This window comes from Vibrio sp. 10N.247.310.98 (genome assembly GCF_041467395.1).
GTDB classification, from domain to species: domain Bacteria; phylum Pseudomonadota; class Gammaproteobacteria; order Enterobacterales; family Vibrionaceae; genus Vibrio; species Vibrio crassostreae_C.
On the sequence record NZ_JBFSUL010000036.1, the window covers coordinates 1 to 22,246 of the forward strand.

The 22,246-nt window shown below is 45.0% G+C and carries 16 protein-coding genes and 3 pseudogenes; 13 read left to right on the top strand and 6 right to left on the bottom strand.

The features are described from left to right. The first annotated feature begins 230 nt into the window (after nt 1–230). The 4 genes from folK (at nt 231) to folM (ending at nt 2,567) form a co-directional block, all read left to right on the top strand. Nucleotides 231–728 (top strand): 2-amino-4-hydroxy-6-hydroxymethyldihydropteridine diphosphokinase, encoded by a 498-nt coding sequence (gene folK / locus AB6E78_RS14470; protein WP_372112529.1) that lies wholly within the window; start codon nt 231–233, stop codon nt 726–728. Between the two features lie 97 nt (nt 729–825). Then, nucleotides 826–1,197, top strand: a complete 372-nt coding sequence (gene folX / locus AB6E78_RS14475; RefSeq protein ID WP_017067658.1) for a dihydroneopterin triphosphate 2'-epimerase — start codon at nt 826–828, stop codon at nt 1,195–1,197. Between the two features lie 18 nt (nt 1,198–1,215). Beyond that, nucleotides 1,216–1,854, top strand: a complete 639-nt coding sequence (gene folE / locus AB6E78_RS14480; RefSeq protein WP_048611743.1) for a GTP cyclohydrolase I FolE — start codon at nt 1,216–1,218, stop codon at nt 1,852–1,854. Further along, nucleotides 1,851–2,567 carry a dihydromonapterin reductase gene (folM, locus tag AB6E78_RS14485; RefSeq protein WP_017061643.1) on the top strand — a complete coding sequence of 239 codons (717 nt, stop codon included), beginning with the start codon at nt 1,851–1,853 and terminating at the stop codon, nt 2,565–2,567. Before folE ends, folM begins: the two co-directional genes overlap by 4 nt. A gap of 104 nt (nt 2,568–2,671) precedes the next feature. On the opposite strand, the pseudogene AB6E78_RS14490 reads toward folM, so the two are convergent. Beyond that, nucleotides 2,672–3,593, bottom strand: a pseudogene (locus tag AB6E78_RS14490) (helix-turn-helix domain-containing protein). 200 nt (nt 3,594–3,793) lie between these two features. Between AB6E78_RS14490 and AB6E78_RS14495 the strand changes: the two are divergent. Genes AB6E78_RS14495 through eat form a run of 3 tightly spaced genes read left to right on the top strand, consistent with a single transcriptional unit; the run spans nt 3,794 to nt 7,490 of the window. Beyond that, complete coding sequence (locus tag AB6E78_RS14495; protein ID WP_372112533.1) at nt 3,794–5,206, top strand: ethanolamine ammonia-lyase subunit EutB; 1,413 nt, start codon at nt 3,794–3,796, stop codon at nt 5,204–5,206. Then, nucleotides 5,199–6,068, top strand: coding sequence for an ethanolamine ammonia-lyase subunit EutC (gene eutC / locus AB6E78_RS14500; RefSeq protein WP_017067008.1), 870 nt, complete (start codon nt 5,199–5,201; stop codon nt 6,066–6,068). Before AB6E78_RS14495 ends, eutC begins: the two co-directional genes overlap by 8 nt. Before the next feature lie 24 nt (nt 6,069–6,092). After that, nucleotides 6,093–7,490, top strand: coding sequence for an ethanolamine permease (gene eat, locus AB6E78_RS14505; protein ID WP_017061647.1), 1,398 nt, complete (start codon nt 6,093–6,095; stop codon nt 7,488–7,490). A gap of 408 nt (nt 7,491–7,898) precedes the next feature. On the opposite strand, the gene mpaA is transcribed toward eat, so the two are convergent. After that, nucleotides 7,899–8,606: a murein tripeptide amidase MpaA gene (gene mpaA / locus AB6E78_RS14510; RefSeq protein ID WP_372131090.1), complete on the bottom strand. Its 708-nt coding sequence runs from the start codon at nt 8,604–8,606 to the stop codon at nt 7,899–7,901. 325 nt (nt 8,607–8,931) lie between these two features. Between mpaA and AB6E78_RS14515 the strand changes: the two genes are divergently transcribed. From AB6E78_RS14515 to AB6E78_RS14530, 4 genes and pseudogenes are all read left to right on the top strand, one after another. Beyond that, entirely contained in the window at nt 8,932–10,557 is a 1,626-nt protein-coding gene (locus AB6E78_RS14515; protein ID WP_372133868.1) for an ABC transporter substrate-binding protein, read from the top strand. 160 nt (nt 10,558–10,717) lie between these two features. Then, nucleotides 10,718–11,203 (top strand): annotated as a pseudogene (locus AB6E78_RS14520) (LysR family transcriptional regulator); the annotation flags it as partial. A 10-nt stretch (nt 11,204–11,213) separates the two neighbouring features. Further along, a pseudogene (locus tag AB6E78_RS14525) lies at nt 11,214–11,437 on the top strand (GGDEF domain-containing protein); the annotation flags it as partial. Nucleotides 11,438–11,645: 208 nt separating this feature from the next. Continuing rightward, on the top strand, nt 11,646–13,151 hold the full coding sequence (locus tag AB6E78_RS14530; protein ID WP_372111411.1) for a putative bifunctional diguanylate cyclase/phosphodiesterase: 1,506 nt from the start codon (nt 11,646–11,648) through the stop codon (nt 13,149–13,151). A 157-nt stretch (nt 13,152–13,308) separates the two neighbouring features. On the opposite strand, the gene AB6E78_RS14535 is transcribed toward AB6E78_RS14530, so the two are convergent. The 4 genes from AB6E78_RS14535 to AB6E78_RS14550 all read right to left on the bottom strand — a co-directional run bounded on the left by AB6E78_RS14535 (nt 13,309) and on the right by AB6E78_RS14550 (nt 18,651). Next, a complete protein-coding gene (locus AB6E78_RS14535; RefSeq protein ID WP_372111413.1) occupies nt 13,309–14,721 on the bottom strand; it encodes a fructose-specific PTS transporter subunit EIIC in 1,413 nt (470 codons plus the stop codon). A gap of 13 nt (nt 14,722–14,734) precedes the next feature. Continuing rightward, nucleotides 14,735–15,175, bottom strand: a complete 441-nt coding sequence (locus tag AB6E78_RS14540; protein WP_372111415.1) for a PTS sugar transporter subunit IIA — start codon at nt 15,173–15,175, stop codon at nt 14,735–14,737. Nucleotides 15,176–15,434: 259 nt separating this feature from the next. Continuing rightward, nucleotides 15,435–16,652, bottom strand: coding sequence for a mannose-6-phosphate isomerase, class I (gene manA / locus AB6E78_RS14545; protein WP_102393943.1), 1,218 nt, complete (start codon nt 16,650–16,652; stop codon nt 15,435–15,437). 94 nt (nt 16,653–16,746) lie between these two features. Beyond that, nucleotides 16,747–18,651 carry a fructose-specific PTS transporter subunit EIIC gene (locus AB6E78_RS14550; RefSeq protein WP_372133867.1) on the bottom strand — a complete coding sequence of 635 codons (1,905 nt, stop codon included), beginning with the start codon at nt 18,649–18,651 and terminating at the stop codon, nt 16,747–16,749. Nucleotides 18,652–19,030: 379 nt separating this feature from the next. On the opposite strand from AB6E78_RS14550, the gene AB6E78_RS14555 reads away from it, so the two are divergent. Both AB6E78_RS14555 and AB6E78_RS14560 read left to right on the top strand, forming a co-directional pair. Further along, nucleotides 19,031–19,870: a helix-turn-helix transcriptional regulator gene (locus AB6E78_RS14555; protein ID WP_017061655.1), complete on the top strand. Its 840-nt coding sequence runs from the start codon at nt 19,031–19,033 to the stop codon at nt 19,868–19,870. Between the two features lie 564 nt (nt 19,871–20,434). Further along, nucleotides 20,435–22,213, top strand: coding sequence for a sodium:solute symporter family transporter (locus AB6E78_RS14560; RefSeq protein ID WP_372133866.1), 1,779 nt, complete (start codon nt 20,435–20,437; stop codon nt 22,211–22,213). Nucleotides 22,214–22,246: the final 33 nt, after the last annotated feature.

The window sequence follows — 22,246 nt, forward strand, 5'->3', positions numbered from 1 at the left end:
AGACTGTGACAGAGTCCTTCGGTAATTAGACCGTCAACCTCCCTCGGTAATCACACTGAATTTTCGCCCGTGGCATTTTCTAGTTCAAAAGTCCTCCTTTCCGACTCAGAACCGAACTCTATATGAGTTGTCGGGAGATTTTCTTTTACCCTCCCTACATCAAACGGATCCATAGCTGATCTTCCTAGCGACTTACAACGTAAGAGGCCGATTAAAAGGGAGAAAAAATTATGGCCACCGTTTATGTCAGCATCGGAAGCAACATTAACCGCGAATATCACGTCACAGAATCTCTCAAAGCATTGAATAGCCGCTTTGCACCTCTACACATCTCTAATTTTTACGATTGTGAGCCTGTTGGTTTTGAAGGAGACAACTTCCTAAACCTAGTCGTTGGGTTTGAATGTGACCTTTCTATCGCTGAACTGGCTAAGGTTCTGCATCAAATCGAATTAGAGAATGACCGCAAGCGTGAAACTAAAGAATACGCTTCGCGCACGATGGATATCGATATCCTTCTTTACGGTAACGAAGTGGGCACTATCGATGGAGTAGAGCTGCCTCGAGGTGAAATCACCGAGTACGCTTTTGTGCTTCGACCGTTAGTTGATGTTGCCGCGCAAGAACTTCATCCCACTCTAGATATCTCTTTTCAGCATCTCTGGAACAACTTCGATCAGCTGAGTCAGAAAACCGAACTTATACCGTTCGAGGTCAGCTTCACTTAGTCCCTGTAACTGCTTTAAACAGAACGCTTGAGCTTTATTGATCTTTTCCTCTAATAGGCACGTAACTCACTCTACCTTCTAAGGATCGGAAACTGTTATGAATCACAATGCGATTATCACCATCACAAATCTCAGATTAAGAACCTTCATCGGCTTCAACGAAGAAGAAAAAACCAAGCAGCAAGACATCGTCATAAATGCGGAGATCCATTATCCCGCGAACAACCTTTGCCTCTCTGATGATGTGGAGAACGCACTTAACTACAAAAATATCTGCAAAAAAATTATTGAACATGTTGAATCTGGACGGTTTCTGCTTTTAGAAAAGTTAACCAGCGACGTACTCGGTATTTGTATCGACCATTCATGGGTCCGATACGCTCAGGTGAGAATTGACAAGCCTCATGCTCTACGTTTCGCCGATTCCGTCTCGCTCACCCTGAGCTATGAAGCAGAACTTGAAGATTAACTCATAAGGAGCGACTCAATGCTAACCACAGAAGCTGAAAAAGTAAGAGAAGCTTTGCTCGAAAAGGGGCTTGAAACCCCGATGACATCGAGCGAAATGAACCCCGACCAGAAGTACAACCGCATCAAAGGGCTTTTGACGGAAGTTGTCAGTACGCTCGGGCTGGATTTAACCGATGACAGTCTCGCTGAAACACCTCATCGCATTGCAAAGATGTACGTTCACGAGATATTTTCAGGGCTCGACTACAATAACTTCCCCAAAATTAGTGTTATCGACAACAAAATGTCAGTTGATGAAATGGTTAAGGTATCGGATATAGATTTAACTTCGACGTGCGAACATCACTTCATCACCATCGATGGTTTAGCACAAGTGGCTTATATCCCAGAATCCAAGATTCTTGGGCTATCTAAAATAAACCGTATTGTTCGATTCTTTGCTCAGCGTCCGCAGGTTCAAGAACGCCTTACTCAACAAATCCTGGTCGCGATACAGGCTCTGGTTGAAACAGAAAATGTGGCTGTGACGATTAAAGCAACTCACTACTGCGTTAAATCGAGAGGCGTTATGGACGCTAACTCTGAAACCACCACAACCGCGCTTGGTGGCAGTTTCAAAACTAACCCTCAAACTAGAGCTGAGTTTTTACGATGAGTGAAACGATTCTAATAACTGGAGTGGGGAAGCGTTTAGGATTCGCTCTGGCGCAGCAACTTATATCTGACGGATACAAAGTCGTTGGCACTTACCGAAGCGACTATCCCCAGCTGAAAATACTGCGCGACAGTGGAGCCGACTTGCAACAGGTAGATTTTTATCAACAAAGTAGCTTAGAGGGTTTTTTGCATTATGTTGGTCAAGAATATAAGGCGATTCGAGCCATCATCCATAACGCTTCCGACTGGCAACCGGAGAACAAAAAAAATCCCAGTGAAAACGCATTACAAATCATGAACCAGATGATGACGGTTCACGCTACCGTGCCTTATCTGGTTAACTTAACGCTCAAAGACCAATTAATGTCTGGCGATAAAACGTCGGACATCATCCACATCAGTGATTACGTTGCGGAAAAAGGCAGTAAAAAACACATCGCTTACGCGGCCAGTAAAGCTGCACTCAACAACCTGACGCTGTCGTTCTCAGCGATGTTGGCTCCCAAGGTGAAAGTCAATACTGTCTCTCCTGCCATGATAAAATTCAATGAACATGATGACGAGGCGTACAAAACCAAAGCTCTGAAAAAAGCACTGATTCCCGCAGAGGCAGGCTTTGAAGAAGTGATAGATGGCATTAAGTTTGTTTTGGCTAGTCACTATATGACAGGAAGGACTTTGCACCTTGATGGCGGCAGGCACTTGAAGTGAAGTTCATGCGTTGTGATCTTGAGGCAGGATAGTCAACTAATCTATTCGTCTTTCATATCGTCTAACTACATTTTTTTAAGTTGTCCCTCGACACTTTTTGGGTTTTAGACATTAGAACGTGTTTGCATGGGCGACTCACCAAACAACTGCTTGTAGCTTTGGCAAAAATATCCCAGATGAAAAAAACCAAAGTCAAAGGCGATTTCATTGATGCACCGTTGTTCGCTCGGATTTTGCAGAATGCGCCGTACCTGGTTGAGACGTACATTTTGTATAAATTGTTTTGGTGATATGCCACAACAGGACTCAAAGGTGTATTGCAGCGTACGGCGACTGACATAAACCGCATCGCACAGTTCAGACACGGTGACGGGTTTACGGTACTGCGAGTTATCTAGGTACTGCCTAATTCGACGCATGGTGTTCTCACGCTGTGAGGCATTGGTTTTTTGCATATTTTGATTAGACGATTGAGCGAACAATTCGACCAACATATCTTGAACAATGGATTGATGAGTTTGAAAAGACCAGCGAGATTGACTCGGGGGAGAGTAGTAAGCTCAAGTAAGCTTTTATTTGTTGGGTGTAGTGTTGAGAGCAACCAAGAAAGTGGCTCTTGCTGTTTAATGATTCAATCTCTAGCTGTTGCTGAATCATTTCAACCAGTGAAGGGCTTATGACTAACCCATAAATAGAAAAGGTTTCTGGCGTAAGTAGCTCAAAATCCGCCCCAGCCTCACGGATCAAAATACTATCAGGATTACCTTGTGCGTAATTGATGTGTAAAGGTCTATCGTTAGCACTGATCCCTAACCAAATCCCTTCATTAATACGACATTGCTGCTTGAGTTTTCGGTTGCTGTCTTCTCGAAATAGGTGCACGTGAGAAAATTTTCGTTCACGGATCTGACCTAGAAAACTTCCTTGACTCAGTTGGTCATATTCTTGCTGCCAGTTAAAGAGGCTGGCTGCCTGCTGATTTGCATCAAATGTGTTGAATGTGCACAAATTAGGTGCATAACGCATCAATTCTTCATCCTTTCTCATCATTCCATGACCTACCCATGTGACCCATATTAGTACAGTGTGTCTTTAAGTTTATGTTTATTAATGCTTTTTTATGTTTGCCGATTCTTGATATTCATTCGGTTCAAAAATCGCTTAATTACTCATATATACAAAAGGTTATTGAGCAAGAACTGAACCAGTTTATGAAGAGGGAATTTATGACAGCAGCTTATCGCCGACAACAAGGGCACCTGGTTTTTAACTTTGAGTCGTTAGCAGATCTGATGGCAAAGGCTACGCCAGAGCGTTCAGGGGATGTTTTGGCTGGTGTATCTGCGACTTCTGCTGCAGAGCGTGTTGTAGCTCAGATGACACTGGCAGACTTGCCCCTAAAGACGTTTTTAAATGAAGCGGTGATCCCTTATGAAAGTGATGAAGTTACTCGTTTAATCATTGATAGCCATGATAGAGAGGCGTTTAAAGCGATTGATCACCTTACAGTGGGAGACTTTCGGAACTGGCTGCTAAGTGATGAAGCCGATAGTCTCACGCTTGCAAAGCTGCGTCCTGGTTTAACTCCAGAAATGGTGGCTGCAGTGAGTAAGATCATGCGTAATCAGGATTTGATCCAAGTCGCCAAAAAATGTCGGGTAGTGACTGCGTTTCGTAACACCATTGGCTTGCCTAGTCGTTTATCCACCCGTTTACAGCCCAATCATCCAACCGATTCTCTCAATGGCATTGCCGCCAGTATTTTTGATGGTTTGATGTATGGCAATGGTGATGCTGTGATCGGCATTAATCCCGCAACAGATAATGTACCACAGGCAATTAAGTTGATGAATCTGATGGAAGAGGTCATTCAACACTACCAGATCCCGACCCAATCTTGCGTATTAACCCATGTTACAAACACGATTGAAGCGATTGAGATGGGCGCTCCGGTGGATCTCGTCTTTCAATCTATTGGTGGTACTCAAGGTACGAACGACACCTTTGGTATTAACCTTTCGATCCTTAAAGAAGCAAACGAAGCGGCGCTTTCGCTGAACCGAGGCACCGTTGGAAGTAACGTCATGTACTTTGAGACAGGGCAAGGAACATCTCTCTCTGCCAATGCTTTTCATGGTGTGGACCAACAAACTTGTGAGACACGGGCTTATGCCGTAGCGCGTCATTTTAATCCATTGTTGGTTAATACCGTGGTCGGCTTTATCGGCCCTGAATATCTCTTTGATGGAAAACAGATTATTCGAGCAGGGCTTGAGGACCATTTTTGTGGCAAATTGCTTGGCCTGCCGATGGGGTGTGATATCTGCTATACCAACCATGCCTATGCCGATCAAAATGATATGGATAACTTACTGACATTGCTCGGTGTCGCTGAGTGCTCGTTCATTATGGGGATTCCGGGTTCCGATGACATCATGCTCAATTATCAAACAACCTCGTTTCATGATGCACTTTATGCACGCAAGGTGTTGGGTTTAAAACCTGCGCCGGAGTTTGAGGAGTGGCTAACTCAGATGCAGATTTTTGATGATGTAAAAGATGTGCGCCTAAATGAACGACTCTCCGGCTCATTTTCTGGCGCTCTAGCACAACTTAATGGAGGCCCCGCACATGGGTAAGGTGGTCTCTATGGCAAAACATTCTGCTTCTAAGTTGGTAACTCAAAACCCTTGGCACGAGCTTAAAGGTTTTACATCGGCACGTATTGCACTGGGTCGAAGTGGAAATAGCGTTCCAACTAAAGAGTTGCTTTCATTTCAACTCGACCATGCACAGGCGATGGATGCCGTTCATTGTGCTTTAGATGTGGATTCATTGGTTGAGCTCATCGCTCAATCAAACTCGGTCATTCAACACACTTCTCAGGCACCAATTAAGGCGCACAGCAAAGCGACAGACAGATTCATGTATTTGCAAAGGCCGGATCTTGGTCGTGAGCTTGATGACGTCTGTTGGAATCAGTTGCAAGCCGTTCTTCATTCAGAGTCTCCCCCGTTTGATCTCGCGATAGTAGTGGCTGATGGCTTGTCTTCAATTGCCATTCAAAATCATGCAAATCCAGTCATTGAGCATCTGCTTTCTTTATTAGGGGAAGACGAAGTGCCGTGGCATGTTGCTCCTATTACTGTTGTGAGGCAGGGCCGAGTGGCAATAGGAGATGATGTTTGCGAGTGCTTACAAGCCAAGATGGTGGTGGTTTTGATTGGTGAACGCCCGGGACTGACCTCTCCAGATAGCATGGGTATGTACCTGACTTGGCAGGCAAGAAGAGGAGCAAAAGACTCTGATAGGAACTGCATTTCTAATATTCGCCCACAGGGGTTGGCTTATGAAGATGCGTGTAAGCGAGCGGTATACCTATTGAAGGAAGCTCGTCGGCTAGAGCTTTCTGGGGTCAACCTTAAAGACCGTTCGAGTATCGAGGAAGAAGGTGGTGAGCAGTTAGAAGACAAGCACACAGGCAATTTTTTAATTGGATAAAAGACAAAAATAGAGGGATTTACAATGTCAGAACATCAGGAATATTTGGCGCAAAGACAACTTAAAAGGGGTACTGCTGGGTGGATTTTGCTAGCAGGGTTAGGCGTTTCATACGTGATCTCTGGTGACTTTGCAGGCTGGAACTTTGGTATCGGTCAAGCTGGTTGGGGAGGCTTTCTTATTGCTGCAATTGCTATGGCGGTGATGTACTTTACCCTTGTCCTTTCTTTGGCGGAGATGTCTGCGGCTATTCCCGCAGCAGGAGGTGGCTATAGTTTTGCTCGACAAGCCATGGGACCAACGGGGGGATTTTTTACCGGCTTATCCGTCTTAATTGAGTATGCCCTTGCACCTGCCGCGATTGTCATTTTTATTGGCTCAGCGGTGAATGAACTAATGGGTATCGATGGTCCTCTTGTTTACGCGATCTTTTATGCCATCTTTATCGGTATTCATATGGCAGGGGTAGGAGAAGCTCTGAAAGTCATGATGGTCATCAGTGGGTTAGCCGTACTAGCAATTCTTATGACAGCAGGCGTATTGGTTAGTGAGTTTGATGCTAATAATCTGTTTGATATCGCTCCGGCAACCGCACAAGCCACAGAACTACTTCCTTTTGGTTGGTATGGTGTATGGGCGGCACTACCGTTTGCAATGTGGCTTTTTCTTGCGGTAGAAGGGGTTCCATTGGCTGCTGAAGAGGCGAAAAACCCGGCCAAGGATGTACCCAAAGGCATTATCGGCGCAATGTTATTCTTACTGGTCACCGCTACCTTAGTCGTTCTGCTGCTTGCGGGCGCTGTGGGTTCTGAAGCGATTGCGAATAGTGCCGTTCCTCTAGTCGATGCCTTGAAGTTGACCGGTAATCCAACCGTTGCAACGGCTGTTAATATACTAGGACTTGCAGGACTTATTGCTTCATTCTTCTCGATTATCTACGGTTATAGCCGCTTAGTGTTTGCATTGTCTCGTGCGGGTTACTTGCCTCAAAGCTTGTCGCTTACAAACAAAAACAAAGTGCCTGCTCGTGCTTTAGTGGTGCCGGGTGTGTTTGGTTTTGCTGTGTCATTGACCGGAGAAGGCGACCTGATCTTGGCGATGGCGGTAGTGGGGGCGACAGTGTCTTATGCATTAATGTCGCTTAGTCATATATTGTTGCGTATCAAGCAACCAGAGCTTCACCGTCCATACAAAACACCGGGTGGCATGCTGACTTCCGGCACTTCACTAGTGCTGTCGCTTATTGCAATGACGGGTGTTTATGCTTTTGACCCATCTGCATTCTTTATGACTATGGGACTCTTTGTGATTGGTGGTGCTTATTATGGCCTATATAGCCGTAATAAATTGGTCGCATCGACCGCTGAGGAAGAGTTTGAGATGCTGTCGGTTGCAGAGAAAGAGCTTGAGGCTACTAACTAGATTCAATTTCTAATGGTATTTAAGGCTCTAGTGCTTTGCTGGAGCCTTTATTACACTACTTGTAGTAACTTGCGTGTAAACCCCAATCGCCATCACCTCTAACGATAAATATTAATTTAGAAATAGTGCCGTTTTAGGATCATTTTCTTGGAACGTTTTTGTCCAGACACTTGTCATGATTTTTTATAACGAGTTAGATTCATAGCGACGAGCCCCGAAGTTCATTGATAGTGAAGTTTTCATCGCGCTAATCATGTCGATTGCCTTTCTCTAAAGATAAGTTGAAATGATGCAAAGGAAGAATTCGGCATAGATTATGAATGGGATTGATTCAGTAGACGGAATATATGATTCACTAGTAATTAGGATGAATTACTGTTCGTATGTGTATATGTAGCCTACTCCAGACTAATTTCCCTCACACCCCAACACTGCCACAAACGCATCCAAATACTTCTCTATAGTTAAATCCGCAGAAACGGGCGGTAGTTCTACAGTAATGCACGGTAGGTTTCTTTCCTGACACCATGTGCCGAATGAGCCTGGGGTTTCGTAATCCACGTCTTCAACGAGCGGTAGGTTGAATTGTTTGCTTAGCCAAGTGGCAAGCTCCGATTGGGTTGGGTCATCGACCATGGCGAGAGGTTCGTGGAAAGAGATGACGAATTTTGGCTTACGCTGTTCAATGAGTGTGATGAGGGACTGCACTTCAGGTTCGAGCTGGTTGGCTTGGCCGGTTTTCACTTTTACATCTCTGACTGGTGTGTGGGAGCTCCAGCGATAGACAGTGCCGTTTTCTGTCCAGTTTTGAGTTGGGAAGGCGCGGTTCAGATCGACTTGGTTGGCGTTGGCGCGAGTGCCTAATTGATTGCCATCTGGGTTCATCGACAGGATCACATCGTGTCTCAAGTTGGCGGCTGGCAAGCTTCTCAGCGCACAAGATAATCCTGCAATAGAAGCGGTTTCATCACCGTGTGTGCCTGCTAAAATCAGCCCGCGAGATTCGCTTTCTATTTGCGCGGGGAAGTAGAGCAAGGGTGCGCCCAACACCGATTTTCCATATGACAGCGGCTTTATCGAAAACGCAGCTCTTTCCGTTCTTGGAATTAAACTCACCTTAATCTCCTGATTGATCAAGTACTATCAAATAGTAAAACCAATCGTAGTAAATAACTGTTCACCCTAGCTTGTTAAAAATCTCGATAACGTCGTTAGATTTTTTGATTGTAGAATAACTACTTATCGAAACTATTTATTGAAAAGAGCAGCCTTGTTCTCTAGCTTTTTTCCTGCGCTATTTTTGAACACTTACTTACTGTGATTGGTATAACTACTATTTAGATGACCTCTATTAAATAAACCATAGCGTCAAAACTCGTCAACCGTCGCATTGTTAATTTTATTACTTTGCTTCAAAGATAGGCTAGGAGAGCAAAAAAACATGGATTTTAAAAAACATTCAACGGCTTTACTCATTTCATCTCTATTGACCCCTTTTATATCAGTAACTGCCGTTGCTGACACATTGCCTGCCGGAACTTCTCTGGCGAAAGAGCAACATCTGGTGCGTGCCAATGATGCAGAAGCTGCGACACTCGATCCGGCAAAGGCAGAAGGCTTGCCCGAAATGCACATTCTACGCGACCTATTTGAAGGTTTAGTGATTCAAGATCGCGATGGCAACATCACCCCAGGTGTCGCGGAGTCTTGGGAAACCGAAGACAACCAGACGTTTGTATTCCATCTGCGTAAAGACGCGCAGTGGTCGAATGGCGATCCGGTGACGGCCGATGATTTCGTGTATGCGATAAGACGCGCGGTAGACCCTAAAACGGCATCGCCAAATGTGTGGTACCTAAAGCTTACTCAAATCAACAATATCGCTGACGTAGCAGAAGGTAAGAAGCCAGTTGAAGAACTCGGTATTTCCGCTGTCGACAAGCACACGGTGAAGTTCGAACTTGATAGCAAAGTGCCATACTTTGTTGCGATGACGGGCCACACATCCATGATGCCAGTGCACAAAGCAACCCTAGAAAGTAGTGACAAGCCGTGGAGCGATCCTAAGCAATTTGTTGGTAATGGTGCATTCGTACTAGATGAGTGGGTGGTGAACGAGCGCATTGAGCTTAAGAAGAACCCGACGTACTGGGACAGTTCAGATACCCACTTAACCGAAGTAACTTATATTCCGTTTGAGAATCAGAATGCCTCGATTAACCGTTATGCGGTGGGCGAGGTCGATATTACTTCGGACGTGCCTACACACATGGCGCAGCAGCTTAAAAGCAAATATCAAGATGCGTTTACCACAGTGCCTCTGTTGTGTACTTACTACTACGCATTCAATACTACGCGACCACCTTTTGATGATGCGCGAGTACGTAAAGCTGTCTCTTATTCTATGATGCGTGACGTTATCACCAATGGTGTGACTCAGGTGGGCAACTTACCGGCTTATACCTTTGCTCATGAGTACACGGCTGGTTTTGATGCAACACAACCTGAATACAGCACGTGGACTCAGAAAGAACGCGATCAAAAGGCCAAAGAACTATTGCAAGAATCGGGCTACGATGCGTCTAACCCGTTGGATTTCAAACTGCTTTACAATACCAGTGAATCGAACAAGTCGATTGCAGTGGCGATTGCATCAATGCTGAAAGGCAACTTAGGCGCACAAGTTGAACTAGAAAACCAAGAGTGGAAGTCTTACTTGGTATCGCGTCGCCAAGGTGATTTTGATGTGATGCGCGCCTCTTGGTGTGGTGACTACAATGAAGCATCAACCTTCTTGAGCCTGTTGCGTTCTGGCTCTTCAGGTAACTTTGCTCGCTACAACAATGAAAAGTACGACGCAGCAATGGATAGCGCACTAGCCGCAACCAGCGAACAAGATCGCCAAGGTTTCTACGACCGGGCAGAACAGTTGCTGGCAGAAGACATGCCGATCGCGCCAATCTACTACTACATGCAGGCTCGTCTAGTGCGACCAAGTGTCGGTGGTTTTGCGAAGAACAATGTAGAAGGGCGTATCTACTCTAAAGATCTCTACATTGAAGAGTAATTGAGCTTCTTATATACCAATAAAATTCTGAAATAAAGAAAAGGGATGTTGATCATAAATATCTGATCAACGTCCCTTCGTCATTAATCTGTAACGGTAAGCGCAAAAAACTGAAACCTGATTGAAGTATTTTTCACTTTTATTTCAATCAGGTGAAGCCATGTTACCCCCTCTACGTGCCCTTGTTGCGTTCGAAGCTGTTGCCCGCCTCGGTTCTATTGGCGCTGCTGCGCGCGAGCTTTGTGTTACCCAAGCTGCGGTGAGTCAGCAGCTTAAAAGTTTAGAAACCTTTCTCGATACCACATTGTTTGAGCGCAGCTCCAAAGGCGTAAAGCTAACGTCAGCTGCTCAGCATTATCAACCGATTGTGGCAGGCTCACTTGCTCACCTTAAATTGCAGACTCAAATCTTGTTCGGGGAAAAAGAAACCGACGTGTTGAGCCTGCGCGTTAATCACACTTTTTGCCATAACTGGCTGTTACCTCGCCTGCCATCTTTTTATCAAAAATACCCTTTTATCAGGCTCGATATTCAGCTGGTGGACTGGCCATCAACCAATCCTTGTCAGAATGTCGATATCGAACTAACCAACGGCAAGGTCGAAAGCGAAGACACCCATAGTGAGCGACTGTTTCAGGAGCATAGGTAACTGGTGTGCAGCCCTTTCAGAGAAATTACGCTCAGCAATTCAGAAGATCAAACTTGAGCAACAACCAACTCTAACAATTAAGTCTAGTTTTGGTATTAGCTTGCTATCAGAAAAGGAAAAGTGGAAAGACTGTGCGATCGCGCGCTTTATCAAGCAAAGCTAAAAGGACGAAATACAATTGTGATTGAAGAGTCATACCCGGCATCAACAAAAGCGATCGGCAGCTCTTAGTTTGACTAAGAGCCAACATCCACACAAATTATTTTTGGCATGTTTAGCCCTAAAAGGCTTTCGTCGTGCAAAGTGATGACGAAAATCGGTAAATAAAAGTCAAAAATAAAAACGCGAGCGGTAGATTGCGATTTATGTTGGTGCTACGTTATGAGCAATTTATAACATATAAGTCATGACACATTAGACTGAGAGATAGCAGCTAACGATGAACAAGACAAAAAGATATCCGGCCAGCATAGTATTCAGCTACCTAATACTTTCATCTTTATGGGTTTTATTTTCTGATCTCGCGGTTGAATCATTATCAAATGACTTGCGTGAACATGCCTTAGCACAGACAGTCAAAGGTCTGGTATTTATCATTCTAACGTCTGCTCTGTTATGGGTAATGGTTCGGAAAAATAATCGCGATTTAGAGAGCGCCAACGATCTTGATAGTGTCACCGGGCTTCATAGCCCATCAGTTTTTTATCGATATTTAAATAAAAGACTGAAAAATTCTCAAGCCATTGACCATTATGTCCTCTTCTTATTAGACATTGATAACTTCAAATCTGTCGCTGACCAGATCGGATTCGAAAATACAAATTCATTTTTAAAAGACATTGCACGATCTATTGAACTTCCTATAGAGCATCAACCGCTTTCATCACGAGTGCATTCAGATGGTTTCGCGTGCTTGGTTAAACTCAACCATACGGAACATATTGAATCCTACATTGCCCTCGTACATCGTAGATTTAACCAGTGTGCTTATCGTTATAATATTAATGCCACTTGCTGTATTGGCGCTGCTCTATTCCCCTCGGATGGGAATAATGCCAAGCAACTCATGGCATCTGCTACCCACGCCTTAACTGAAGCAAAGAAAAGCAAGGACACGATTGAATTTCATGACCCAAAACTCACTGAGCTTGAACGTCAACGTCAAGAAATGGTGCAAGAATTACGTAAAGCGATTGATGACAAAGCGATTGATATTGTGTTTCAGCCTAAATTCAACATTGAAAGTAGACTCGTCGCAGGTGTGGAGGTGTTGTCTCGTTGGACGCATGAGCGCTATGGTGTCGTTTCACCGGATATCTTTGTCGCGCTAGCAGAAGAGAATCATTTTTGTCGTGATTTGACTACGTTAGTTCTAGAGAAGACTGCGTCACAACTTAGGGCTAATGGCTTGCTAGGGAATGAGCTTAATAGTGTCTCGGTCAATATTTCAGCGGTAGAGCTAAATAGCGTTGATGACATGAACCATCTGGATGAATATCTACGAAAGGATCCCGAGTTTGCTCGCTTACTTTGTCTTGAAATCACTGAAACCGCTATTTTGAAAGATATAGATCAGTGTGCGATCGCTGTTCAGAAGTTAAAAAAACAAGGGGTGTCCTTTTCGATAGATGATTTTGGTGTTGGCTACACGTCTTTTGGTATATTTAGCAAATTGGATGTAGATGAAATCAAAGTCGATCGTAGTTACATCAATGGGTTGGAAGATGATTATCGTTCTAGAGCCATAACGTCTGGTATTATTGATATAGCGCGAGGGTTTGGCATTAGTGTAGTGGCTGAAGGGGTTGAAAATGCTCAACAACTGTCAATTTTGAAAACGTTAAATTGCGAACAAGCCCAAGGTTATTATCTGGGCTACCCGATGCCATATAAACAGTTGAAAGAAAGTCTCACCTCTGAAATAGAACTATGTTCAACAACATAACTTAATACTTTTTCATCTAGGCGACAGAGATACAGATGACTTGTATCGAGAAGGATGCTGTTGGCCCAACTATAAGAAATCCCCATTCGTTGACTAGCCGAATGGGGATTTTAGTTACTAGGGGGTAGTAATTTTATCTTCTAACTTGTTTCAGGTTTTAGATAGCCACCATAGTCGCGGCTTTCTTCATTGCTTCCTTGGTTGAACACTCAATCACGTTCGCATTAGCAAAGCGGTGAGCGTCTTTCACTTGAATATCGTGAGCTAAGATAACCAGTCTTGAGTTCGCTACATCTAGGTCGCTGATGCGGTTCTGAATACCGTTTTGACCTTGAGTTTCTACCTTAATCTTAAGGCCTGCGGCTAAGCCTGCTTTCTCTAGTGCTTTCGCTGCCATGAAGGTGTGTGCAACACCAGAAGGGCAACATGTTACTGCGACGATGTCGTACTCGCCTTCGCCTGCTGCAGGAGCGGCTTGAGCTTGTACTGGCGCTTCAACCATGTCTTCTTCTGTTTCTACCGCTACCGGTTTCCAGAAGCCTACGATAACGGCTGTGGTTAGCGAGCCAAGCGCAATACCGACGACGTACATTGGAATGTTGCTTGATACTGGCGCAGTGATTAGGCCGCCCCACGGTGCGTGCAGTAGAACGTCTGTCATGAAGCCGAATACACAGCCCACGATACCACCGGCAACGATTGAAGGAAGTACGCGCATTGGGTCATTTGCTGCGAACGGGATAGCACCTTCAGAGATACCGATAGAACCCATGATTGCTGCCGCTTTACCTGCTTCTTGCTCTTGTTTAGAGAACTTGTTTTTGAATAGGAAAGTCGCCAGAGCCATACCTAGAGGTGGAGTACAAATCGCGATGCCAACGCCGCCCATTAGCCAAGGTTGTGTGTCTACTTGAGTTTGGGCAAATAGGGTCGCTACTTTGTTTATAGGGCCGCCCATATCAAACGCCGTCATACCGCCAAGGATTGTACCCAGAACCATCTTAGATGCGCCAGCCATTGAAGCTAGGAACTCGTTCATAGAAGACATGAACAGTTTGATTGGTTCACCGATGCCCCACAATACGATACCTGCAGAGATTAACGTGCCTAGAAGCGGGTAGATAAAGTACGCTCCTAGCGCCGTCATATTTGCAGAAAGTGGGATCTTCTTAAGTTGGAACACCACGCCACCGGCGATAAAGCCTGCCACGATACAACCAAGGAAGCCGCCGCCCATGTCAGCCATGATGCCAGAAGAGATCATCGCAGGTGCCAGTGCTGGTTTGTCTGCAATTGAGTAACCAATAAAGCCGCCAAGAATGATTGGGAAAAGAACAAGGCCCTTGATACCGATGTTAGAGATATCTGCTAGTAAGCCGTCTGCTGGAACCGCACCTTTGCCTGATGCCATGACCGCTAAAGCCAGCAGAACACCACCGGCTACGATAAAAGGCAGCATGTGTGAGGTTCCGAAAAGCAGGTGACCTTTCATGGTACTAAGGAGTTTTTTAAAGTCGCTACTACTGTTTTTATTATTAGTATTCGTAGCTTGAGTTGTTAGGGTGCTCATAATTTTCTATGCCTTATGAATTAATTAAAATATTAAGGATCTGTTGTTCGTCTTTTGCGTTATGGATATCTTGAATAAATTCATCGCTGAATTTTCCAAATAGTTCTTGTAATACATAAATATGATGGTCAGCACCGTTGTCTGGTGAAGCAATCATAAAAAATACGGTTGGATTAATGCCGTCTTCATCGCCATATTCGATGCCTTCGCACTTTACACCGACAGCGATTGCCGGCTCAGTTACAGCCTTGCTTTTTGAGTGTGGGTAAGCGATGCCGTCCATTGAGGTGATGCTTTGAGATTCACGAATTTCGATGTCTGACAAGAAGGCTTCTTTATTACTGATTCGGTTGTTCTCAAATAACATGCTTGCCAATTCTTCAAACAGTTCTTTTTTATTATCCGCTTGAAGGTTGTTATTAATTAAGTTGACGTTAGTTAGCTGTGTGATCATTTATTAACTCATTCACTATTGAAGTTCTTGAATTAAAATTAATGGATTAACCCGATTCGCGAAATAGCAAATAAAAGCCCTTCACTGTACATTTGTACCAAGCAAAATTAAGTGTGATTTGCATCATTCATCCAGTGTGAGATGGGGCATATTTGATGGTGTTTTTGATTATGTTTTTGACACGCCGAGCGGCCTCATCAGCAACAAAAATGCCCCGCATGAGCAGGGCAGTAAGACTTTGTACTGAGTTCTAAGGGAGCTAGCTGTAAGCACGCGCTACTCGGCCAACGCAGTCCAGTTTGTAGCTCTCAGCATAAGCGGGAATGAACACCGATTGGCCTTTCTCTATTACGCAGGTTTCACCACATTGATGGGTTAGCACCATGGATTCATCGAGTGGCAGTAGGATCTCGGCACCTTCGGTAGTGATCTTCCTCTGATGTGAGTTTTGCACGATAGAGAACTTAAAATCTTCGACTGGAATTTGATATTCCATCACATCACCTTGCTCAATCGGGCTGAGCAGTAATCTATCCGCAGGCTTTTCATTGAATTGAGTACAAGAGACTAATTCATTGATATCCATGTACTTAGGCGTCAACCCTGCGCGGAGTACATTGTCTGAATTCGCCATCACTTCTAAGCCCGTACCTTTAATGTAAGCGTGAGGTGTCTCGGCATCCAGATACATGGCTTGTCCGGGCTTTAAGGTGAGCACGTTCAATAGCAGCGGAGCAAACAGGCCGACATCCCCTGGATACTGCTGTTCTAATTCTGAAATCAACTGGAACACGGGTGCATCAGAAAGCTTGGCCTTCATCAGCAACATGGTCAGCGCCATGCCTTTTTGTTCACCTTGCAAAGACAATAAGCTCGCGAAGAAGCTGGCTAATCCATTGGGCGTTTGGTCGCCCGCGAGATCGTTAACCATCGAATGAAGCTCTGCAATGTCGAGATAATGGAAGTGTTCAAGGATCTCGTTGATCGACCTAAAGCCATTCATCGCGGTGTAGTCGGTTAGGGCATAAACCAGCTCCGGCTTGTGGTTGGGATCCTTGTAGTTGCGGTTGCCAGCCGTCATCGGAATGCCTTGCTGCTCTTCAAGAGCATAGCCAGATTCGGCTTGCTGCTTGTTCGGGTGAACTTGAACAGAGAGCGCTTTCTCAGCCGCTAATACCTTAAACAGATACGGAAGTTCACCAAAACGACTTGCGACTTTCTCACTTAGAAACAGGTTTAGGTTCTTGGAAATAAGGTTCGACAACGTGGTTTGCTGACCATTGTCAGTGACCATCGAACAACCATTAGGGTGAGCACCCATCCAGATCTCCGCTTGCGGCTCACCAGACTGGTTATCAGTACCAAACAGTTGGCTGAACGAAGAAGGGCTACCCCATGCGTAGTTCTGAATCACGTTAGTCATAGGGTAGAAAAAACGTTGGACGAACGAATCGTTCGCTAAAGAAAAATCAGACATCGAAATCACCATGAAGGGAAACATGGCTTGAGCTCTACTCGGCTTAATGAAATGCGAGACTAGAGTGGGCTCAAGCCATTGGAGTTGAAATGGCTTAAGCCGCTGCTGTTGCTAGCTTGGCTTTGCGTAGATTTTTAAGTGCGATACAAGTAACCGCAGTTACGCCTGCACCAGACGCCATGCACAACAGTGCTAGCAGTGGGTAGTTCATTGCGCCAAGTAGAGCGACCACTGGACCACCGTGAGCAACACTGTTGGTGATACCAAACGAGAACGCCATTACCGCAGCAGTCATTGAGCCAAGCACGTTGGCTGGGATAACTGACATTGGATCTTGAGCCGCGAATGGAATCGCACCTTCAGAGATACCCACCAAGCCCATCGCGCCTGCTGCTTTACCTGCTTCAATCTCAGAAGATTCGAATAGGTCGAACTTACGGCCAAGTCTGGTTGCGATAGCCATACCAAGGGGAGCGACAGGGATTGCACACGCCATTGCACCCATGAACTGAGTTTGACCGCTGGCAATCATGCCGACTGAGAATAGGAACGCCACCTTGTTGAACGGGCCGCCCATATCAAAGCCGGCCATGCCACCAAGGACAATACCAAGCAGAACCACGTTGCCTGTACTCATGCTGGTTAGCAGTGCAGTAAGAGCATCCATCAGCCCAGCGATAGGTGCGCCAATAACAAAAATGAACAAACCTGCGATGAACAAAGAGCCAGTGATCGGAGCGATCATGATAGGCACAAGCGGTTGAACGAATTTGTGGTAGTTAAACGAAGTAATCCATTTAACGAAGTAACCCACTAATAAACCCGCGATGATTGCGCCAATGAAGCCAGTACCTGCGTCAGCGCCATAGAAAGAACCGTTGTTTGCAATCCAGCCGCCAATTAAGCCAGGGGTTAGGGCAGGGCGGTCAGCAATCGCGTAAGCAATGTAGCCAGCCAAGATTGGGATCATCAGGGTGAAGGCCACCACACCCACCTCTAGGATTTGGTTCCACATGCTGCCAGCAGGAATTGCCATGCCAGATTCACTCGGCTCACCGCCAATGGCTAGTGCTAGGGCAATCAAAAGACCGCCCGTCACCACGAATGGGATCATGTGAGATACGCCATTCATCAAGTAACGGTAAAGGTCTGAACGTGCTTGCGAGGCTTTCTCTGCAACAGATTGGTTGGTCGGTGCTTGTTCTGCTTGGTAGCTTGGCGCGTTGAGTGCTTGCTTAATCAAGCCTTGCGCGTCTTTGATTGGCGCTTTTACGTTGGTGCTGATGACGCGTTTTCCGGCAAAGCGAGCCATGTCGACCTGTTTGTCACAAGCCACCACAATCGCATCTGCGCGTTCGATCTCTTCTCGAGTTGGGCTGTTCTTAACGCCAATAGAACCGTTGGTTTCGACCTTGATGTCGTAGCCAAGAGCCGCCGCGCCTTTTTCTAGTGCTTCGGCTGCTAAATATGTGTGTGCGACGCCAGCTGGGCAGCCTGTCACACCAATGATGAAGCCTTGCTTCTCAACATTGGTTTCTGTCTCAGCAGGTTCAGGTTTGGTAAGCAGTAGCTCTAATGCCGCTTGTTCAGATTGAGCATTCATGAAGTTTTCAATGAAACCTTCTTCAATCAATTTTGAAGAAAGCTCTGCCAGTACTTCGATGTGGTGATTATCGCCGCCATCAGGAGAGGCAATCATGAAGAACAGTTTTGATGGCTGGCCGTCATCGGCGCCGTACTCGATACCCTGTTGATGGACACCGATAACAACCGCGGGTTTGATGACCGCAGCGCTTTTCGCGTGTGGCAGAGCAATACCTTCTTCAAATCCGGTATTACCTTGTTCTTCACGAGCTTTAATGTCGGTAAGGAACTGTGCTTTGTCTGAAATTCGACCTTGTGCGTACAGCACCTCGATCAGCTCTTTAAATACGTCTTCTTTTGAATTAGCGCTAAGCGAAAGCTTAATCAAATTTTGGTTGATCAATGTCGTGATCATAATGAACCCCTACTCTGTTTTTATTTTGTTAGGGGTATTCTGGAATCTACGGCTTGCCTTCTGTAGTGAAGAAAAAATGCATTTACTGGATGATTGTTGCCTTATAAATGGAGTGTGATTTTGATCGGTTAGGAGTGCCTGTTTGGGGGAGTGTTGACAGCTTTTATGAGGTTATAACGCTTTTATTGATAAGGGCTTAGATTGATTTTTCTATCATGATAACAGTGTTCTAAATCTGGCCTTAGACTGGAGATTTATTTCCACTACTGGATTTTTGTAACCTAGATCTCAAATTGTGATTTTGCTCAATAGCGCTATGTTTCACTAAGGAGTATATCTATTCCCGTAGCCTTATTGCTGCTTATAAGAGTTCGAAACAATGATATTTCATGACCTAATCTCGTCGGTATTAAACGAGCGAGAACCGTTTCATAACATCTGGTTTGCGGGAGATTTTCACACGCCTTCAGCATTCAGTTATCAGGTGAACTTTCCGCGTTTAGAGCTGGTGCTCGACGGTGAGTATATTAATGAAATGGAGAGTCATGATCGCAAGATCACCAATGTTGTTGCGAAAGCAGGGGATGCGATTTTCATCCCGCCTAACTGTTGGAACAAGCCGAACTGGGATACTGATTGTTCGGTACTGAGTATGTTGTTTGGGCGTCGTCAGCTTGGTTTAAGCTTGGTGAGCAAGCGCAAAGGGGAAGAGAGCTTCTACGATATCCAAAAGCATAGTATTCAGACTCGCTCTGGCTTTGCGATTGATAATATTTTGGAGGCGCTCAGCTCGTTAGCGCGCGAGAGCAACAAGCAGCCGATGGATGAATTATTGCTGCAAGCGTTGCTTCAATACAGCAAGACGATGCTGGATGCGCCTGTCGAGAAGTCTCACAGCCGCGTACAGGATGTGTATCAAGGGATCTGTATCTATATCCAAGAGAATTTCCACCGCCAGATAACGCGAGACAGCATCGCTTTGCGCTTTAGTATTTCATCCAACCATTTGTCGCGAATGTTTCGTCAACAAGGCCACATGACGCTGGCTGAATACATTACACGTGTGCGAATCGACCGCGCCAAGTTCATGCTCAAGAAATACAATTTCAAGCTCAATGAAGTGTCGGTACGTTGTGGCTTTAAGGATGTGAATTACTTCTGCCGAGTATTCAAAAACCGCACCGGAAGAACCCCGACTGAATATCGTGGTTCAATCTAATATCCCTTCAAATTGCCATTTTTGACCAGAGCTTATACGACCGAAATTTGTATGACTAGATCACCACAGTGAGCTCTGTGTTGTGGTGATCAATTTGCTTTGTGTTTTCCTCTGCTGTTTATTTCTATACCTTATTTCCAAACCTATCTTTAGGCACGTTCTCTATTTATCCCGTTTCACTAAATAAACCCAATTAATAACATTAAGGCTTCGCTTTGCGAGTTGCTTATTGTTTTTCGTTGCCTATTTATTGAATTAAACGTGTGAGAGTTGATGTATTAACGCGATGCATTTAATGGATGATAAGTAAATTAAAAACCACTTATCGAGACGATAAAATCTTGTTGTTGTTGTCCGGCTTACTGATTTAAATGCTTTTAAGTTATTGATTTTAAATGCTTACTTCGCTTCGGCTTATTCTTTGTTTACTAACGTGTAATTCATGTCTCGAAATCAAATATTCAGGTTTATACGCCCCATCACAACCTTGACTTATAATACTACAAATTAAAAATTCTATAGATAATATGATCTTCAGATATTCATCATAAAGAAGACTTATACATGGAACTCAATACTCTGATCGTAGGAATTTATTTCCTTTTCCTTATAGCAATAGGTTGGATGTTTAGAACGTTCACCAATACAACCAGTGATTATTTCCGCGGGGGCGGTAACATGCTTTGGTGGATGGTTGGCGCGACTGCGTTTATGACACAGTTCAGTGCTTGGACCTTCACTGGCGCAGCGGGTAAAGCGTATGCCGATGGTATGGCTGTCGCGGTTATCTTCTTAGCGAACGCATTTGGTTACCTGATGAACTACCTGTACTTCGCTCCGAAATTCCGTCAACTGCGTGTGGTAACGCCAATTGACGCGATTCGTATGCGTTTTGGTAGCTTCAACGAACAAGTATTTACTTGGTCTGGCATGCCGAACAGTATTGTTTCTGCAGGTATCTGGCTGAACGGTTTGGCGATCATCGCATCGGGCATCTTTGGCTTCGACATGACGACAACCATCGTTCTGACTGGTCTTGTTGTACTTGTTATGTCGGTGACAGGCGGCTCTTGGGCGGTTATCGCGTCTGACTTCATGCAGATGGTTATTATCATGGCGGTAACCGTAACGTGTGCTGCAGTGGCTATCGTACAAGGTGGTGGCGTTACTGAAATCATCAACGATTTCCCTGTAGCAGAAGGCGCATCATTCGTTTCTGGTAACAATCTGAACTACGTAAGCATCTTCGGAATTTGGGCATTCTTCATCTTCTTCAAACAGTTCAGTATCACCAACAACATGTTGAACTCTTACCGTTACCTAGCGGCAAAAGACTCAAAGAACGCGAAGAAAGCGGCACTGTTGGCATGTATTCTGATGACCATCGGTCCAATCATTTGGTTCATGCCACCTTGGTTCGTTGCAGGACAAGGCGTTGACCTTGCAGCACATTACCCAGACGCAGGCTCTAAAGCAGGCGACTTCGCTTACCTTTACTTCGTAGAGCAATACATGCCAGCGGGTATGGTGGGGCTTCTAATCGCAGCGATGTTTGCGGCAACTATGTCTTCTATGGACTCAGGCTTAAACCGTAACTCTGGAATCTTTGTAATCAACTTCTATCAACCGATTCTTCGTCCAAACGCGACAGAGAAAGAGCTGATGATTGTGTCTAAGTTGATGTCTACCTTCTTCGGTCTAGCTATCATCCTTATCGCGCTGTTTATTAATTCGCTAAAAGGCTTGAGTTTGTTCGACACCATGATGTACGTGGGTGCACTTATTGGCTTCCCAATGACCATTCCAGCATTCTGTGGCTTCTTCCTTAAGAAGACTCCGGACTGGGCAGGTTGGGGTACGCTAGTGGTCGGTGCGATTGTGTCTTACATCGTTGGTTTCGTGATTACCGCTGAAATGCTACAAAACTTGTTCAACCTAGAGCCTCTAACAGGCCGCGAATGGTCTGACTTGAAAGTTGCAGTAGGTCTGATTGCGCACCTAGTGTTTACTGGCGGCTTCTTTGTTCTTTCGACATTGTTCTACAAACCACTAGAAGCGTCTCGTCAGAAAGATGTTGATACCTTCTTCAACAACCTTGCGACACCATTGGTTTCTGAATCAACAGCACAGAAGAAACTGGACAACAAACAACGTCACATGCTGGGCTCACTGATCGCAGTGTCTGGTGTGGCAGTGATGGCGATGTTTGCTCTACCGAACCCATTCTGGGGAAGAATGATGTTCGTACTGTGTGGCGGTATCGTATTCGTAGTTGGTTTGCTGTTGGTGAAAGCTGTAGACGACTCGGTTGAGGATGCGAAACAAGCGAAAAAAACAGCTTAAGTTAGCTAACCAGTTAAACAAGTAATTAAACAT